Genomic DNA, 17488 nt, shown 5'->3' with positions numbered 1-17488 from the left:
CGAGACGCCGGTCACGTCCACTAGAGTTCCGTCGGGGCGCGCAACCGCTGCGTCCTGATCGTCCACGCGGGTCCGCAGGGATCCCTGCCGGAGCACCGCGTCGTCACAGTTCGGAGCTGGAATGGAACTCGTCACCGACCTCGTCGGCACCCTCGGCGGCTGGGTGTGGAACGTGGTCTTCGCCATCCTCATCGGAGTGGGCCTGTACCTGACCGTGCGCACCGGAGTGGTGCAGCTGCGGCTCGTCCCGGAGATGTTCCGGGTGCTGGGCGACAAGCCCGGCATGGCCGAGGACGGCAAGAAGGGCATCTCCGCCTTCCGCGCCTTCACCGTCAGCGCCGCGGCCCGCGTGGGCACCGGCAACATCGCCGGCGTCGCGATCGCCATCAGCCTGGGCGGACCGGGCGCCGTCTTCTGGATGTGGGTGATCGCCGGCATCGGCGCGGCCAGTGCCTTCGTGGAGTCCCTGCTGGGCCAGCTCTACAAGATCAAGGCGCCCACCGGCTACGTGGGCGGGCCCGCCTACTACATGGAGCGGGGCATCGGGGCGCGCTGGATGGGCCTGCTCTTCGCGGTGGTCATCACCCTGACCTACGGGTTCGTGTTCAACTCCGTGCAGTCGAACTCGATCGTCGACGCCCTGGGCGGGTCCCTCGGCGTCGACATCGCCGCGGCGGACGCGCTGTGGTTCCGGATCCTCGTCGGCGCCGTGCTCGTGGGCCTGACCGCCGCGATCATCTTCGGCGGGATCCGCCGCATCTCGGCCGTCTCCGAGGTGGTCGTCCCGGTCATGGCCGTGCTCTACGTCCTGCTCGGCCTGCTCGTGGTCGTGCTCAACGTCGGCGAGATCCCCGCCGTCCTCGGCCAGATCCTCGAGGGCGCCTTCGGCATCCGGGAGTTCGTCACCGGCGGGCTGATCGGCGTGATCATCCAGGGCATGAAGCGCGGCCTGTTCTCCAACGAGGCCGGCATGGGCTCGGCCCCCAACGCGGGGGCCACCGCGTCGGTCTCCCACCCGGCCAAGCAGGGCTTCCTGCAGGCGCTCGGCGTCTACTTCGACACCTGGCTGATCTGCTCGATCACGGCGTTCATCGTGCTGCTGTCCGACCCCGAGTTCGGCGGCCGGGAAGGCGCCTCCCTGACCCAGTCCGCGCTGGCCCTGCAGCTGGGCGGCTGGGCGGTGCACTTCCTCACCGTGGCGATCTTCCTCTTCGCCTTCACCTCCGTGATCGGCAACTACTACTACGGCGAGTCCAACATCCGCTTCCTCACCGGCTCGCCCGCGGTGATGACCGCCTACCGCGTGCTCGTGCTGGCGTTCGTCTTCGCCGGCGCCGTGCTGGCCCTGGACCTGGTCTGGTCCCTGGCCGACCTCTTCATGGCGGTCATGGCCACGATCAACCTCGTGGCCCTGGTGCTGCTGGCCGGGGTGGCCGTGCGCGTGCTCAAGAACTACGAGGCCCAGCGCAGGCAGGGGCTGGAGCCGGTGTTCCACAGCGGCGACATCCCCGGGCTGTACGGGCTCGGGGCGTGGGACGGCACCGACGTGGTGACCACCCGCGCGTACTGGGACGACATGGCGGCCGAGCGCGTCCGCTGAGCCGGTCCGCTGGGCCGGTCCGGCGCGGGCGCCCCGCATGGTGCCGTCCGCGCCGGACGCTCTACAGTGACAGCATGGAATCTCGAACCCAGATGACCGCCGCGGAGCTCCGGCAGCTCCAGGCCCCGCTCAAGGACCGCTACCGGGCGGAGCCCGAGGCGGCCCGCACGCCCCTGCACTCCCACGGGAACTTCCGGGACCCCGGCCTGACCTGCACGGTGGACACCTGGGCGGGCCCCGTGCGCGGCGGCCCGCACGCCGCCACCGGCGGTGACGGCAGCGACGCCTGCTCCGGGGACATGCTCCTCGACGCGCTCCTGGCCTGCGCCGGGGTGACGCTGCGCAGCGTCGCCACCGCCATGGGCGTGGAGGTGCGCTCGGCCGAGCTGACCGCCGACGGCATGTTCGACGCCCGCGGCACCCTCGGCGTGGACCGTTCCGTGCCCGTCGGGGTGCAGGACGTCGTGGTGACCGCCCGGGTGGACGCCGACCTCGACGACACCGCCCTGGAGCGCCTCGCGCGCGCCACGGAGCGGTACTGCGTGGTCAGCCAGAGCCTGAAGGCCGACGTGCGGTTCGTCCTCGAGCGCGTGTAGCGACCCGCCCCTCGGGACGGGAGCGGCCCCGGAAGCACCAGGCTTCCGGGGCCGCTGCGCGTGCCGGGACAGGACGTCCCGGGGCGCGACCTGCCGGGGCGGGGCCCGTCAGGACAGGACCTGCCGCTTCGCCGAGATGACCCCGGTGTTGAAGCCGGCCAGGTGGAGGCCGCCGTGGAAGCGGGCGTGCTCGATCTTCAGGCAGCGGTCCATCACCACGTCGAGCCCTCCCTCCTCGGCGATCCGGGCGGCCTCCTCGTGCCAGGAGCCCAGCTGCAGCCACAGGGTCTTCGCCCCGACGGCCACGGCGTCGCGCGCCACGCCGGGGAGGTCGTCGTGGCGCCGGAAGGCGTCGACGAGGTCCGGGGTCTCCGGCAGGTCCGCCAGGGACGGGTAGACGGGCCGGCCCATGATCTCCCGCAGCACCGGGTTGACGAAGTACACCCGGTACGGCGAGGAGGACAGCAGGTAGGTGGAGACGAAGTAGGAGGCGCGGGAGGGCTTGTCGGACGCCCCCACGATCGCGATCGACTCCGTGCCGCGCAGCAGCTTCAGCCGCTCGGGGGCGCTCGGCCCCTGCCAGGTGCGGGTCTCGGCGGTCATCGGAGTGCTCCTTCGACGGTCGGGGCGGACGCCCGGGCGAGCCCGGTGGCCGCGGAGAGGGCCTGGTCGAGGTCCCAGAGGATGTCCTCGGCGTCCTCGATGCCCACGGAGATGCGGATGAGGTCCTCGGACACCCCGCCCACCTCCAGCTGCTCGGGGCTGAGCTGCTGGTGCGTGGTGGAGGCCGGGTGCAGCACGAGGGTGCGGGCGTCGCCGATGTTGGCGAGGTGGCTGGCCAGCTGCAGGTTCTCGATGAACCGCTCGCCGACCTGCCGCCCGGTGAGCTCACCGGTGGCCGTCACGCCGAACGAGAAGACGGAGCCCACGCCCAGCGGCAGGTACTTCCGGGCCCGCTCGTGGTGGGGGTGGTCCGGCAGCCCCGCGTAGTTGACGTAGGAGACCCGCGGGTCCTCCGCGAGCCACTGCGCCACGGCCGCGGCGTTGGCCAGGTGGGCGTCCATGCGCTGCGGCAGCGTCTCGACGCCCTGCAGCAGGTTCCACGCCGACTGCGGGGACAGCGCCGGACCGATGTCCCGCAGCTGCTCCGAGCGCAGCTTGGTCAGGAAGCCGTACTCGCCGAAGTTCTCCCACCAGGAGACGTTTGTTGTAGGAGGCCACGGGCTCGGTCATGGACGGGAAGTTGCCGTTGCCCAGTCGAAGCGCCCGGACTCCACGACGACGCCGCCCAGCGTGGTGCCGTGGCCGCCCAGGAACTTGGTGGCCGAGTGGATGACGATGTCCGCGCCGTGCTCCATCGGGCGGACCAGGTACGGCGGGGTCATCGTGGCGTCGACCACGAGCGGGACGCCGGCCGCGTGGGCCACGGCTGCCAGGCCCTCGAGATCGGCGACCTCCCCGGAGGGGTTCGCGACGACCTCGGTGTAGACGGCCCTGGTGCTCGGCCGCAGCGCCGCCCGGTAGTCCTCCGGGTCCGTGCCGTGCACGAACGTGGTGTCCACGCCGAAGCGGCGCAGCGTGACGTCGAGCTGGGTGACGGTCCCGCCGTAGAGCTGGCCGGCCGCCACGATGTGGTCGCCCGCCTGGGCGAGCGCGGCGAAGGTCAGGAACTCGGCGGCCATCCCCGAGGCGGTGGCCACGGCGCCGATGCCGCCCTCCAGGGAGGCGATGCGCTCCTCGAACGCGGCGACGGTGGGGTTGCCGATCCGGGAGTAGATGTTGCCGTACTTCTGCAGGGCGAACAGGTTGGCGGCGTCGTCGGCGTCCTTGAAGACGAACGAGCTGGTCTGGTAGATCGGGACCGCGCGGGCGCCGTGCTCGGCGTCGGGGGTGCCCCCGGCGTGCAGGGCGCGGGTGCGGAACCCGAACTGGTGGTCGGCCATGGGAAGGACTCCTCGTGCGAGTGGTGCCGCTGGTCGGTCCCGGGCGGAGAGGTGTCCCGGCCGGGGTGCCGGGAGTGCGCTGCTCCATCGGTCCTGGCGGTAGCACCGTGCGGTCTGCGACGTCGACCACGGTTGCTGCGGCGTCGACGATCCAGGTCTCTCGGCCGCTCGGGATGGCTGCCCTCCATTCTGCGGCTCCGGGTGCCGGAGCGCCAGCCGGGACCCCGGGGAGACCCCGGCGGACTATGCTCGGCACCAGTCGTGGAGCGCAGCCGCCTCCGCGGTCCCGACGACGCTGCGGAGGAATCCTGTGACCGGCACACGGCAGTACACCATCGACGTCATCGCCGGCGACGGCATCGGCCAGGAGGTCATGCCGGCCGCGCTGCGCTGCGTCGACGCCCTGGCGGACGCGCACGGCTTCACGGTGCGCTGGCGGGAGCGGGACTGGGGCTCGGACCACTACCGGGCGCACGGGAGGATGATGCCGGCCGACGGCATCGAGCAACTGGCCTCCGGGGACGGCGTCCTGCTCGGCGCGGTCGGCGCCCCGGACATCCCCGACGACGTGACGCTGTGGGGGCTGCTAATCCCGATCCGCCGGGAGTTCCACCAGTACGTCAACCTCCGGCCGATCCGGATCCTGCCCGGCGTCACCTCGCCGCTGCGCGGACTGGACGAGCTGGACCTGGTCGTCGTCCGGGAGAACATCGAGGGGGAGTACTCGGAGGTCGGCGGCCGGCTCTACCGGGGCCGGCCCGAGGAGATGGCCGTCCAGGAGTCCGTGTTCACCCGGGCGGGGGTGACCCGGATCGCCCGCTACGCGGCCGAGCTGGCCCAGCAGCGCTCCGGGCGGCTCGTCTCGGCCACGAAGTCCAACGGGATCATCCACACGATGCCCTTCTGGGACGAGGTCGTGGAGGCGACGGCCGCCGAGTACCCGGGGGTGACGGTCGAGAGGGTGCTCATCGACGCGCTGGCCGCCCGGATGGTGCTCAAGCCGCGCAGCGTCGACGTGGTCGTGGCCTCCAACCTCTTCGGCGACATCCTCTCCGACCTCGCGGCCGGGGCCGCCGGGTCCATCGGGGTGGCGCCCAGCGCCAACCTGAACCCGGAGAAGACCCATCCGTCCATGTTCGAGCCGGTGCACGGCTCCGCGCCCGACATCGCCGGGCAGGGCATCGCGAACCCCGTGGGCACGATGTGGGCCGCCGCCATGATGCTGGACCACCTGGGCGAGGGCGGGGCCGCCCGGCACCTCGAGTCCGCCTTCGAGCAGGCCATGGCCGGCGGCACCCTGACCGGGGACCTGGGCGGCACGGCGAGCACCGAGGAATTCACGCAGGCCGTGCTGGCCCGCTGCACCACGGCCCCGTAGCCGCGGGCCCCGAGAGCCCAGGGCCTCGCAGCCCAGGGCCGTCCGGCGCAGCGCCGGACGGCTTCCAGACCGGGAGCCCGGCCCGGCGGAGGCCCGTGGCCCGGCGGCGCCGGGCTCCGGGGCGGCTCAGATCACCAGCCCAGGGCGAAGGGGCCGATGAGCACCGTGAAGAGCGTGATCAGGATGACGCCCACGATGTTGAGCACGATGCCGCCGCGGACCATCTCGGCGATCTTGACCTGGCCGGTGGCGAAGACGATGGCGTTGGGCGGGGTGCCCACCGGGAGCATGAAGGCGCAGGTGGCCGCCAGCGCCGCCGGGATCAGCAGCGTCATGGGATCCACCCCGATGCCCACCGCGACCCCGCCCAGGATCGGGATGAACGTGGCCGCGGTGGCGGTGTTGGACGTGATCTCGGTCAGCAGCAGCACGATCGTGACCACCGCCGCGAGCAGCAGGACGATCGGCAGCGCGCCGAGCCCGCTGACCTGCGCGCCGAACCAGGCGTCGAGCCCGGTGCCGGCCACGGCGGCGGCCAGGGACAGGCCGCCGCCGAAGAGCAGCAGGACCCCCCAGGGCAGGCCCTCCTCGGCGTCGTTCCACTCCAGGGTCATGTTGCCCTGCTTGTCCCCGGGCAGCAGGAAGAGCAGCACGCCGGCGCCGATGGCCACCACCGTGTCGTCGAAGATCTCCAGCCAGGGCAGCTGCTCGCCGAGGTCGCCGATCCCGGAGAGCAGGCCGGGCACGATCCAGAAGAACGCCGCGGTGACGAACACGGCGAGCACGGTCTTCTCGCCCTTGCTCATGGAGCCCAGGGCGGCGATCTCCTCGTCGATGAGCTGCCGGCCCCCGGGCACCTCGGCCAGGTGGAAGCGGAAGATCACCCGGGTGAGCAGCAGCCACGCCAGACCGATGAAGACCACCACGATGGGCACGCCGAGCATCATCCACTGGGCGAAGCCCACGGTGCGGCCCAGCTCCTCGCTGATGTAGCCGGCCACGATCGCGTTGGGCGGGGAGCCCAGCAGGGTGCCGAGGCCGCCGATGGTGGCCGCCCAGGCGATCGCCAGCACCAGGGCCACGCCGAACAGGCGCACGTCGCGGTCGTCGATGACGTCGCTGATGGCCTGGCCCGACCGGATGTCCTCGCCCATCGCCGCCGCCTCGGCGCGGGTGGCGCCCTTGCGGCTGTTCTCGACCACCAGCGTGAGCACGGACAGCCCGATGGGCAGCATCATCAGGGTGGTCGCGGTGTTGGAGACCCACATGGACAGGAAGGCCGTGGAGATCATCAGACCGAGGATGATCTGCCGCGGATGGGTGCCGACCCGGCGCAGGGTCAGCAGCGCGATCCGGCGGTGCAGGTTCCACTTCTGCATGGCGATCGCGATCAGGAACCCGCCCAGGAACAGGAACACGATGGGGTTGGCGTAGGGGGCGGTGACCTCGGAGACCTCCAGCGCGGTGAGCACCGGGAACAGCACGATCGGCAGAAGCGAGGTCACCGACAGGGGCATGGACTCGGTCATCCACCACACCGCCATCAGCGTGGCCACCGCGCCCACCACCCGGGCGTCGGCGGAGACGTCCGCTCCGCCCAGCAGGAACCACACGACCACGGCCAGCAGCAGCCCCAGCCCGCGCAGCAGCCACGTGCGGACCGGCGCCCGGGCGGGCTCGCGGTCCTCCGGCTCGTAGTCGAACTCGCCTTGTTCGGGTATGACGCCCCGGGACTGGTCGCTCACGTGATCCACCTCACACTCCGTCGTGTCGTGCTCGTGAACGTAGCAGTCGAGGCCCGGGGGAACAAGGCGCTCGCGAACGTGTCAGTCGCCGTCCGCGGCCCGTCGCGGGAAGCGGTTGCGCAGGTTCTCCCGCGCCACCGCCGAGAGGTTCTCGACCGGCAGCCCGGCCGGGCAGACCTCCACGCAGTCGCCCAGCAGGGAGCACGGGCCGAACTCGTCCTCGGCCGCGGCGAGCACCTTCGCGGAGCGCTCCCGGCGCTCGGCGTCGTTCGTGGCCAGCGGCGGCAGCTCCCGCAGCATGGTGCCCACGAAGAGCTGCCCCGAGCCGTTGGGGCAGGAGGAGATGCACGCCCCGCAGCTGATGCAGCCGCCGTTGGCCAGCGCCTTCATCGCCACGGGGAACTTGGCCGCCTTGGCCACGCGGCGCAGCGCCTTCTTGTCCACCGAGAGGTCCTGCTTCACGGGCAGGGAGGCCGCCTGCAGCGGCTCGATGCGCACGCGGTCCCCGTCCCGGTAGGCGCCCAGGTGCTGCATGCAGCTGGCGGCGTTGCGCTCGGGGCCGTGCGCCACGCCGTCGACCGTCACCCCGCACTTGCCGCACACGCCCTCCCGGCAGCCGTCGTCGAAGGCGATGGGCTCCTCGCCGGCGGCCTCCCGCTGGGCGTTGATCCGGTCCAGCAGCTCCAGCACGGTCATGTCCGGGTCGGCGTCCGGGACGACGTGGGTCGCGAACCGCCCGGGCTCGTCCGGGGAGGCCTGGCGCCACACGTCCACGGTCAGGGAGAAGGTGCTCACTCGCTCGGGTCCTTGTCGTCGGGGGGTCGTCCGGAAGGGGGTCAGCGGACCGCGCGCGTCAGCACGGCCACCGGGATCGTGGTGTTGCCGACGGCCACCGCGGCGCCGAAGGCGTTGGCGCCGATCCGCAGCCGCCGCTGGGTGCGCCGGTCGGCGCCGGCCCCGATGTCGTTGGCGATCTCCGGGATGCCGTGCACCAGGTGCGCGGCCAGCGCGGCCATCGACACGGCGTACGCGACCGCCACGGGCGGCCGGGACAGGCTCGCGACGAGGTTGGCGTAGGCGCTGCCGTGCGCGAAGTCCCGGGACGCGGCGGGCCGGGTCCCCGTGGTCAGGTCCAGGACGTGGAAGGCCGTGAACAGGCCCAGCACGCCGCCGGTGCTGCGCATCGAGCGCCGGGCCACCTCCCACGGGGAGCGGCGCCGTCCCCGCGGCCTCCGGGGCCGCCGCGGCAGGAGCGTGCCGTTGGCCCGCCAGGCGCGGGCGGTGAGCATCGCGGCGGCCCCACGTGCACGGCCAGGCTCGCGGTGAGGACCGCGCGCGCCCCCCAGAGCACGGTGCCGCGCGGCAGCACGGGAGCCCCGGCGGTGCGGAGGAACTCGGCGTAGGCGTTGAACTTCTCCTCGCCTGGTAGACCTTCAGGTTGCCGAGCATGTGCACCAGCACGTAGCCGGAGAACACGGCGCCGGACCCGGCCATCCCCAGCTTGAGATCGGTGCTGGACAGCTCGGGCAGGGCGGCGGGGACGGGGACCCGGGGCAGCTCCGCCGAGGGGGCGGCGCCGGTCCGGGGCGGGGCTCGGTGGGGGAGGAGCTCACGGTGTTCATCCTAGGAGTCCGGCGCGGGGCTGGTCACACGGCTCAACGTGGGGTCATCCGGCTTGACGGCGCGGGGCCGGGCACCCCGGCGGTTCAGCCGCGTGCCGCCAGCACCTCGGCGATGCGCTCGAGCGACTCCTCGTTCTGCAGGGAGGAGCGGTCGCCGAGCGGCTCGCCCTCCCACAGCTGCGCGAGGAGCCGGCGGGTGATCTTCCCGGAGCGGGTCTTCGGCAGCTCCGGGACCGCCACGACGGCCCGCGGCTTGGCGATCGGGCCGATCTCGCGGGCCACGTGCTCCCGCAGGGCCGCGGTCAGCTCGTCCGCCGGGACCCGCCCGGCCTCGGACGTCAGCACGACGTACGCGAGCACCGCGTGCCCGGTCAGCTCGTCGCGCACGGGCGCGGCCCCGGCCTCCACGACCCACGGGTGGGTGACGAGGGCCGACTCGATCTCGATGGTCGACAGCCGGTGCCCGGAGACGTTGATGACGTCGTCGACCCGGCCCAGGATGTAGATGTCGCCCTCGTCGTCGTAGCGGGCGCCGTCCCCGGCGAGGAACCAGCCCTGCTCGGCGTAGGCCTGCCAGTAGGAGGACAGGTAGCGCTGCGGATCGCCCCAGACGGTGCGCGCCATCGACGGCCCGGTCCGGTCGACGACGACGAAGCCCTGCACCCCGGGCGGGACCGTCGCCCCGGCCTCGTCGACCACGCGGGTGGAGAGCCCCGGGACCGCGCGGGTGGCGCATCCGGGCTTGAGGGCGGTGTGCGGAGCGCCGTCGTCGAACGTCCCCGGGGGCGCGAACTGCGGGTCGTGCGGGCGCGGGGACATCACGGTCGCGCCGGTCTCGGACTGCCACCAGGTGTCCACGAACGGCACCTCGTCCCGGCCCAGCTGGGCGCGCAGCCAGCGCCACGCCTCCGGGTTGACCGACTCGCCCACGGAGCCGAGCAGCCGGACGGAGTTGAGGTTGTAGAGCGGGGGGACGCCCTTCGGGAACGCGCCCATGAGCGAGCGGATCAGGGTGGGCGCCGTGTAGTAGGTGGTGACCCCGTAGCGCTCGATCACCTCGAAGTGCCGGCCCCAGTGCGGGGTGTTCGGAGTGCCCTCGTAGATCACCTCGGACACGCCGTTGACCAGCGGGCCGTAGATCTCGTAGGTGTGCGCGGTGACCCAGGCCAGGTCGGCGGTGCACCAGTGCACGGTCGAGTCGACCTTGACGGGGTCGTTGACGGTGGACAGCTCGTCGGGCCGCAGCCGTCCCTCGTCGTCGCGCACGTCCGGCAGCAGGTCGAAGAGCAGGGCGTGGGTGTAGGCGGCCTGCACCAGGTAGCCGCCCATGGTGTGCACCAGGCCCTTGGGGCGGCCGGTGGTGCCGGAGGTGTAGATGATGAACAGCGGGCTCTCCGCGTCGAAGGCCTCGGCCTCGTGCACGTCGGACTGCTCGGCCACCAGCTCGTGCCACCACACGTCGCGCCCGCGCGTCCACGGGACCGCGTCCTCCTCCTTGGAGTGCGTCCCCCGGGTGCCGCGCGGCAGGTCGCTGCGGCCCGGGCGGGAGGTGCGGCGCACCACGACGACGTGCTCGATCGCGTTGTCCCCGCCGCACGCCTCGTCGGCGACGGCCTTGACGGGCACCACGGCCCCGCGCCGGTGCTGCCCGTCGGTGGTCACGAGCACCTTCGCCCCGGTGTCCTCGACGCGGAACCGCAGGGCCTCCGCGGAGAACCCGCCGAAGACCAGCGAGTGCACGGCGCCGATCCGGGCGCAGGCCAGCGTGATGATGACGGTCTCCGGGATCACCGGCAGGTAGATCACCACCCGGTCGCCCTGCGTCACGCCCAGGGCGAGCAGGGCGTTGGCCGCCCGGGAGACCTCGCGCTGCAGGTCCGCGTAGGTGTAGACGAGCCGGTCGCCGGGCTCGCCCTCGTAGTACAGGGCCACGTGGGCGCCGCGGCCCGCCTCGACGTGGCGGTCCACGCAGTTGTGCGCCACGTTGAGCTTCCCGCCCTCGAACCACGCGAGCTCCGGGACCGACCAGGTGGGCCGGCCCTCCGCGTCCTGCCCGATCCGCCGGGGTCCCTCGAACCGGTGCGCCGTGGTCCACGGCTCGGCCCAGTCGAGCCGGGAGGCCTGGCCCTCCCAGAAGGCGACGCGGGCCGCGTCGGAGACCAGGGCCGGGTTCGGGGTGGGGGAGAGCGGGTCGCTCCAGCTGGCGTTCACGGTGCTGCGGTCCTTTCCTGGCGGCACGGGCGTGCCCGGTGTGTGCCCACTGTGCCAGACGGTGATGTCAGGCCCATTTCTTCACGGCCCACTTCTCGAACACGCCGAGCAGCGCGTCGGAGAGCTTGCCGAGCACGGCCAGCAGGACGATCGCCAGCAGCAGCCGGTCGGTGCGGCCGTTGTTCTGCGAGTCGGTGAGCAGGAAGCCCAGGCCCATGGACGCGCCCAGCAGCTCCGCGGCCACCAGGAACAGCCAGGCCTGGGCCAGCGCCAGGCGCAGCCCCGAGATGACCGAGGGCATGACCGCCGGCAGCTGCACCGTGGTGAGCAGCCGCAGCCCGTGCACCCCGAAGGCCCGGGCCGCCTCGAGCAGGTTGCGGTCCACGTGCTGCAGGGCCGCCGAGACGGTGGTGTAGACGGGGAAGAACGCCCCGATCGCCACCAGCGTCACCTTGGAGTCCTCGCCGAGGCCGATCCACAGCAGCAGCAGCGGCACCCAGGCCAGCGAGGGCACCGCGCGGAAGGCGCCGATCGTGGGGCCCACCAGCGCGGAGCCCCGGCGGGAGAGCCCGATGAAGGAGCCCGCCGCCAGGCCCAGCCCGGCGCCGATCAGGAAGCCGATGAGCACCCGCTGGGTGGAGATGCCCACGTGCGTCCACAGCTCGCCCCGGGACAGGAGGTCGGCGCCCGCGGCCAGGACCGTCAGCGGGGCGGGCAGCTGGACGGGGCTGAAGACGCCCGCGGTGGACACCACGTGCCACAGCACCAGCAGCGCCGCGGGCAGGAGCAGGCCGAGCCCCGCGCGCAGCAGGGGACGGCGGCGGGGCTCCGCGACGGCGGCGGGCGCGTCGCCCGGGTCGTCGGCGTGGACGGCCGGCTCGGCGCCGACGACCTGCTCGGCGCCGGCGCGGTCGGTGCGGACGGCCTCCCCGGACGGGCTCAGCGGCGACGTCACTGCCCGGCCTCCGCGCCCTCGGCGGCTTCGGCCACGCGGGCGGCGTCGGCGTCCTCGGCGTAGGAGCTCTCCACGAGGCCGGCCAGGGCCTCGTCGATCTGCTCCTGGCCGGACACGTCACCGGAGTCCACGAAGATCGGGCCGACCTTCTCGAGCACGGCAAGCTGCTGCTCGCCGGGCACGTGGTCGATGTCCAGGTGGGTGCGCTCGAGCACCTGCTCGGCCACGGACAGCTCGATCCCGGCCGCGTCGGCCAGCAGCTGCGCGGTCTCCTCCGGGTGGGCCAGCGCCCAGTCCCGGGCGTAGGCGTAGACGTCCACCACGGTCTGCGCCGCCTCGGGCTGCTCCTCGAGGAAGTTCTCGTGCGCGTTGAGGAAGCCGTAGGTGTTGAAGTCCACGTTGCGGTAGAACAGCTCGGCGCCGTTCTGCTCCGCGGCGGCCATGATCGGGTCCAGCCCGGCCCAGGCGTCCACCTGGCCGTTCTCCAGCGCCGAGCGCCCGTCGGCGTGCTGCAGGTTCTGGATCGTGACGTCGGCCGGGTCCACCCCGCCCTCCTCGAGGGCCTGGAGCAGGAAGAAGTAGGGGTCGGTGCCCTTGGTGGCGGCCACGGTGCGGCCCTCGAGGTCGGCCACGGACTCCACCCCGGTGCCCGGGGTGGTGACGAGCGCGGACCACTCCGGCTGCGAGTACAGGTCGATCACCTTGATCGGGGTGTCGTTGCTGCGGGCCAGCAGCGCCGCGGAACCGGCGGTGGAGCCGACGTCGACCGCCTCGGCGCGCAGCGCCTCGTTGGCCTTGTTCGAGCCCGCGGACTGCACCCACTCGACCTCGGTGCCCTCCTCGGCGAAGGCGGCCTCGAGCCAGCCCTTCTCCTTGATCACCACGGAGAGCGGGTTGTAGGTGGCCCAGTCGACCGTGATCTTCTCGGCGGCCTGGGCCCCGCCGGAGCCCTCCCCGGCCATGCACCCGGTCAGGGACAGGGCCAGGACGGCGGCCAGGGCGGGAATCGTGCGGGCGGGGCGCGGGGACAGCGGCATGGTGGGGCCTTTCGTGGTGGGGTGGGCGTGCCGGGCGGACCCGGCGCGGCGCAGGGCCGCGCCGCACCCGGGGGAGCGGGGCGGGATCAGCGGGTCGCGGGGTGGTGGGCGTCGACGCCCAGGTGGCCGAGCAGCTGCACCCGCAGCTCGGCGAGGACCTCGGAGGCCCGGTCCCGGGGACGGTCGCCGGGCACGGAGAGCACCGTGCTGATCGACGCGGGGGCGGTCGGGCCGGTGCGGCCCAGGACCACGATCCGGTCGGCCAGCTGCAGCGCCTCGTCGACGTCGTGGGTCACCAGCAGCACGGTGGTCGGCTGCGCGGCGTGGACGGTGAGCAGCAGGTCCTGCATCCGCAGCCGGGTCAGGGCGTCGAGGGCGCCGAAGGGCTCGTCGAGCAGCAGCACACCGGGGTTGCGGGCCAGCGCCCGGGCCAGCGATGCGCGCTGGGCCATGCCGCCCGAGATCGCCCGGGGACGGTGGTGGGCGTGGGCGGTCAGCCCGACCAGGCGCAGCAGGTCGTCGATCACGGCGTCGGCCTCGGCCCGGCCCAGCCCGGAGGGCAGGCCCAGGCGGACGTTCTCGCGCACGGAGCGCCACGGGAGCAGCCGCGGCTCCTGGAAGGCCACCGCACAGCGCGGGTCGATCCCGGAGACGGGTGTGCCGTCGATGAGCACCCGGCCCGCCGAGGCGGTGTCGAGGCCGGCGGCGGCCCGCAGCAGCGTGGACTTGCCGCAGCCGGAGGGCCCCAGGATCGCGAGGACCTCCCCGGGGCGGACCGTGACGTCGACGTCGTGCAGGACGTGGTGGCTGTGCCCGCCGGACGGGAAGGCCTTGCCGACGTGCTCGAAGGCCACCGAGTAGGCGCGCTTCGTGGTGGCCGGTGCGGTGGCGGCGGTGGACGGTGCAGAGCCCAGCAGAGACGTGCCCATGATCAACTCCATCGGTCCTGGCATTAGCACCTCGCACGGGGATCGGACGGATCCGTGCCGGTTGCTGCGACGTCGACGAGCCAGGTCTCTCAGCCGCTCCGGATGGTTACGGCCCCATTGAACGTGCTCCGCGGGTCGCGTGGCAAATCGCGCCGCGGGCCGTCATGGTCGAAAACGGTGGCACGTCGGGCCCTCGTGCCGCACCATGGACCCATGACGAGCCGGCACACCTCGACCCGGGCGGACCTGGTCCGCGACGCCTGCACGGCGTTCGCGGCGGTCCTCGACGGGCTCGGTGACGACGACTCCTGGGCGCCCACCGGCTGCCGCGGGTGGTCGGTGCGGGACCTCGCCCACCACTGCGCCGCGGACGCGGTGCGCGGGCTGGTCGCCCTGCACACGCCCACCACGGCCCGCCCGGACCGGGACGCCGCGACCTACTGGGCGTACCGGGGCGCGGATGCCGCGGCCGCCGCCGAGGTCCGGCGCCGCACCCGGGCCGCGGCGAGCCTGTACCCGGACTGGGAGGAGCTGCGGGGGCACTACCGGGAGTCGGCACGGGCGCTCGTGCACGCGGCGGAGCACTGCCGGCCCGGCGGGACGGTCCGCACCCAGGGCCACGTGCTCCGCGTGGACGACCTCCTGAGCACCCTGGCGGTGGAGGCCACGGTGCACCACCTGGACCTCATCGAGCACCTGGAGGGCTGCCCGGGGCCTGCGGTGGACGGGCTCGCCGAGGTCCGCCGGGTCCTCATCGACCTGTGGGAGCGGGAGCCGCCCGAGCACTGGAGCGACGAGCACTTCGCCCGGGTGGGCACCGGCCGGGCGGCCCTGCCCGCCCAGGACCGGGCCCAGCTGGGCCCGGAAGCAGACCTCCTCCCCTCTTCTCCTGACCTCCGCCCCCCCGCCGAGGTTGCACGTGTCGGCGTCCCGCGGCCGGTGGCCGGGACCTGCAATCTCGGGACACGGTGGGGCGCGATCGGGGCGAGCGGGGCGGGTCCGTGCCAGGGTGGGGGCATGAGCCGCAACGATCCCGCCGTGATCGACCGCCTGATGACACAGCCCGGACGCTGGGCCGTGGTGGGGCTGACCGGGAACACGGCCCGGCCCGCGCACTCGGTCGCGAAGCGCATCCGGGACGACCTCGGCATGACGATCGTCCCGGTCAACCCGAAGGGCGAGGTGGTGCACGGGGAGCCCGGCTTCCGCACGCTCGCCGAGGTCCCGGGGCCGATCGACGTGGTGGACTGCTTCGTCAACTCCCGCCGCGTCGGAGCGGTCGTGGACCAGGCCGTCGCCGCCGGCGCGAGGGCCGTGTGGCTGCAGCTGGGCGTCGTGGACCACGCGGCCGCGGCCCGCGCCGCCGCCGCCGGGCTGGACGTGGTGATGGACACGTGCCCGCTGATCGAGCTCGGGGCGCGGCTGCGGCAGGGCTGGACGCTGGACCCGCGGCGCACCCCGCCGCTCGCGCCGCCGGTCTGACTCCTGCCGCGGTCCTGCCGCGCACCGGGAGGACGAGGGGTTGCCCCGCGTCCGGGGGGACCCGCTAAGCTAGTCCGCGACGACGATGACGAGTCCCGACGCGAAGCTCTGGCTGGTCGGGCGGCAACCCTCTCCCGTAGCGGGGTGCCCCAGATGAACATCGGGCCGCGGCGCACCCGCCCCGCGGCAAGTACGGCGCCCCTGAGTGCGTCGGACCCGCGAGCAGGTCTTCACGACGCACGGGCGCGGGTCGGTGATCGACCGTGGAGGTCCCTGTGAGCAAGCGCATCGCCCTGAACGCCTTCGACATGACCTGCGTGGGGCACCAGGCCCCGGGCCTGTGGAAGCACCCGCGCTCCCGTGCCGACGAGTACAACACCCTCGAGTACTGGACGGACGTCGCCCAGGTCCTGGAGAAGGGCCTGTTCGACGCGATGTTCCTCGCCGACGTGGTCGGCTACTACGACGTCTACCAGAACTCCGCGGCGCCGGTGATCAAGGACGCCACCCAGATCCCGGTCAACGACCCGTTCATGCAGATCTCCGCGATGGCGGCCGTGACCAAGCACCTCGGCTTCGGGGTGACCAGCGCCATCACCTACGAGCAGCCGTACCCGCTGGCGCGGAAGTTCGCGACCCTCGACCATCTGACCAGGGGTCGGATCGGCTTCAACGTGGTGACGTCCTACCTGAAGTCCGCGGCCGAGAACCACGGACTGACGGAGCAGATCTCCCACGACGAGCGGTACGAGATCGCCGAGGAGTTCATGGAGGTCTGCTACAAGCTGTGGGAGGGGTCCTGGGAGGACGGCGCGGTCAAGCGCGACCGCAGGAACGGGGTCTTCGCCGACCCGTCCCTCGTGCACCCCATCCAGCACCACGGCAAGTACTTCGACGTGCCGGGCATCGGGCTGACCGAGCCGTCCCCGCAGCGCACCCCGCTGATCTTCCAGGCCGGTGCCTCCTCGCGCGGGCGCGCGTTCGCCGGGCGGCACGCGGAGGCCGTGTTCGTGGGCGGCATCCGCCCGGACCTCACCCGCGTGGTCACCGACAAGCTGCGCGACGAGGCCGAGGCCCAGGGCCGGGGGCGGGACGACCTCAAGATCTTCGCCATGCTGCACGTGATCGTCGACGAGACCGACGCGAAGGCCGAGCAGAAGCGCCGCGACTACGAGCAGTACGCGGACGCCGACGGCGCCCTGGGCCTGGTGGGCGGCTGGTCCGGGGTGGACCTGGGCCGCTACGACGAGAACGACGTGCTGGAGTACATCAAGACCGACTCCATCCAGTCCTTCCTCACCCCGTTCACCACCGCGGACCCGAAGAAGAAGTGGACGGTCAAGGAGGTCGCCAAGCACATCTCGATGGGTGGGATGGGCGTGCCGATCGTCGGGTCCCCGCAGACGGTGGCCGACGAGCTGGAGCGGTGGATCGACGACGGCGGCCTGGACGGCATCAACCTCGCCTACCACGTCTCCCCGGGCTCGTTCGAGGACTTCGTGGAGTGGGTCGTGCCGGAGCTGCAGAAGCGCGGCCGCTACCGCACCGCCTACGAGGGCACCACGCTGCGCGAGAACGTCTACGGCGCCGGACAGACCAAGGTGCTCGACACCCACCCGGCCGCGCGGTACCGGGGCGCCTACGCCGGGAAGCCGTCCGCCGCGGACACCCCCGCCCGCGATCTCGTGTCCTGACCCGTCCGTGACCAGGGAGGTCCGCCGCAACGTTTGATCTCGGACGCCGGCGCAGTACGCTGGTGGTACCAAGCATGCTTTCCATGAACGTCCGCCCCTCCGGGATCCGTACCCGGACCACCGCAGACACCCAGGAAGCGAGGCACCACCATGACCACCCCCGCCGCCCGGCCGGACCGCCGGACCACCCACCGCTCGCCCGTCCAGACCGCCGCTCTCTTGTACGGCGCGGTCTTCCTGCTCGTGGGCATCGCCGGGTTCATCCCCGGCATCACCACGAACTACGACCAGCTCAT

14 protein-coding genes, 2 pseudogenes and 2 riboswitches are annotated in these 17488 nt (G+C 73.0%); of the genes and pseudogenes, 7 read left to right on the top strand and 9 right to left on the bottom strand.

Going from position 1 to position 17488, the window contains the following annotated elements; all coding sequences use genetic code 11:
* Window positions 1–121 precede the first annotated feature (121 nt).
* Window positions 122–1600: a sodium:alanine symporter family protein gene (locus BJF77_RS10625; protein WP_047802820.1), complete on the top strand. Its 1479-nt coding sequence runs from the start codon at window positions 122–124 to the stop codon at window positions 1598–1600.
* Between the two features lie 74 nt (window positions 1601–1674).
* Complete coding sequence (locus tag BJF77_RS10620) at window positions 1675–2196, top strand: OsmC family protein (RefSeq protein WP_203225570.1); 522 nt, start codon at window positions 1675–1677, stop codon at window positions 2194–2196.
* A 108-nt stretch (window positions 2197–2304) separates the two neighbouring features.
* Here BJF77_RS10620 and BJF77_RS10615 read toward each other — a convergent pair whose 3' ends face one another.
* Complete coding sequence (locus BJF77_RS10615) at window positions 2305–2799, bottom strand: CoA-binding protein (RefSeq protein ID WP_047802818.1); 495 nt, start codon at window positions 2797–2799, stop codon at window positions 2305–2307.
* Window positions 2796–4139 (bottom strand): annotated as a pseudogene (locus tag BJF77_RS10610) (O-acetylhomoserine aminocarboxypropyltransferase/cysteine synthase family protein). The gene BJF77_RS10615 and the pseudogene BJF77_RS10610 overlap by 4 nt, the downstream one beginning before the upstream one ends.
* A gap of 310 nt (window positions 4140–4449) precedes the next feature.
* Between BJF77_RS10610 and BJF77_RS10605 the strand changes: the two are divergent.
* Window positions 4450–5517 (top strand): tartrate dehydrogenase, encoded by a 1068-nt coding sequence (locus BJF77_RS10605; protein ID WP_075872144.1) that lies wholly within the window; start codon window positions 4450–4452, stop codon window positions 5515–5517.
* 131 nt (window positions 5518–5648) lie between these two features.
* Here BJF77_RS10605 and BJF77_RS10600 read toward each other — a convergent pair whose 3' ends face one another.
* The 7 genes from BJF77_RS10600 to BJF77_RS10570 all read right to left on the bottom strand — a co-directional run bounded on the left by BJF77_RS10600 (window position 5649) and on the right by BJF77_RS10570 (window position 14016).
* Window positions 5649–7262: an SLC13 family permease gene (locus tag BJF77_RS10600; RefSeq protein WP_075872157.1), complete on the bottom strand. Its 1614-nt coding sequence runs from the start codon at window positions 7260–7262 to the stop codon at window positions 5649–5651.
* Window positions 7263–7343: 81 nt separating this feature from the next.
* Window positions 7344–8057, bottom strand: coding sequence for a 2Fe-2S iron-sulfur cluster-binding protein (locus BJF77_RS10595; RefSeq protein ID WP_047802816.1), 714 nt, complete (start codon window positions 8055–8057; stop codon window positions 7344–7346).
* Between the two features lie 41 nt (window positions 8058–8098).
* Window positions 8099–8551 (bottom strand): hypothetical protein, encoded by a 453-nt coding sequence (locus BJF77_RS19505; protein WP_083665102.1) that lies wholly within the window; start codon window positions 8549–8551, stop codon window positions 8099–8101.
* A gap of 417 nt (window positions 8552–8968) precedes the next feature.
* Window positions 8969–11095 carry an AMP-binding protein gene (locus BJF77_RS10585; RefSeq protein ID WP_075872143.1) on the bottom strand — a complete coding sequence of 709 codons (2127 nt, stop codon included), beginning with the start codon at window positions 11093–11095 and terminating at the stop codon, window positions 8969–8971.
* 67 nt (window positions 11096–11162) lie between these two features.
* Window positions 11163–12050: an ABC transporter permease gene (locus BJF77_RS10580; RefSeq protein WP_075872142.1), complete on the bottom strand. Its 888-nt coding sequence runs from the start codon at window positions 12048–12050 to the stop codon at window positions 11163–11165.
* The gene (locus BJF77_RS10575) at window positions 12047–13087 is read right to left on the bottom strand and encodes an aliphatic sulfonate ABC transporter substrate-binding protein (RefSeq protein ID WP_075872141.1); all 1041 of its coding nucleotides are present in this window, start codon (window positions 13085–13087) and stop codon (window positions 12047–12049) included. Before BJF77_RS10575 ends, BJF77_RS10580 begins: the two co-directional genes overlap by 4 nt.
* Window positions 13088–13173: 86 nt before the next feature.
* Window positions 13174–14016 (bottom strand): ABC transporter ATP-binding protein, encoded by an 843-nt coding sequence (locus BJF77_RS10570; protein ID WP_047802826.1) that lies wholly within the window; start codon window positions 14014–14016, stop codon window positions 13174–13176.
* A 5-nt stretch (window positions 14017–14021) separates the two neighbouring features.
* A riboswitch (SAM riboswitch) is annotated at window positions 14022–14125 on the bottom strand.
* Here BJF77_RS10570 and BJF77_RS10565 point away from each other — a divergent pair.
* From BJF77_RS10565 to BJF77_RS10550, 4 genes and pseudogenes are all read left to right on the top strand, one after another.
* Window positions 14119–14691, top strand: a pseudogene (locus BJF77_RS10565) (maleylpyruvate isomerase N-terminal domain-containing protein); the annotation flags it as partial. It overlaps the preceding riboswitch by 7 nt.
* Before the next feature lie 342 nt (window positions 14692–15033).
* Entirely contained in the window at window positions 15034–15498 is a 465-nt protein-coding gene (locus tag BJF77_RS10560) for a CoA-binding protein (RefSeq protein WP_075872156.1), read from the top strand.
* A gap of 84 nt (window positions 15499–15582) precedes the next feature.
* A riboswitch (SAM riboswitch) is annotated at window positions 15583–15697 on the top strand.
* 76 nt (window positions 15698–15773) lie between these two features.
* Window positions 15774–17192, top strand: coding sequence for an LLM class flavin-dependent oxidoreductase (locus tag BJF77_RS10555; RefSeq protein WP_139318530.1), 1419 nt, complete (start codon window positions 15774–15776; stop codon window positions 17190–17192).
* Between the two features lie 150 nt (window positions 17193–17342).
* The coding region (locus BJF77_RS10550; protein WP_139318529.1) for a DUF4383 domain-containing protein at window positions 17343–17488 on the top strand (146 nt) is incomplete at its 3' end.

Source organism: Kocuria sp. CNJ-770 (assembly GCF_001942375.1).
Taxonomy (GTDB): Bacteria; Actinomycetota; Actinomycetes; order Actinomycetales; family Micrococcaceae; genus Kocuria; species Kocuria oceani.
This window is presented reverse-complemented; position numbering and strand designations above follow the sequence as displayed.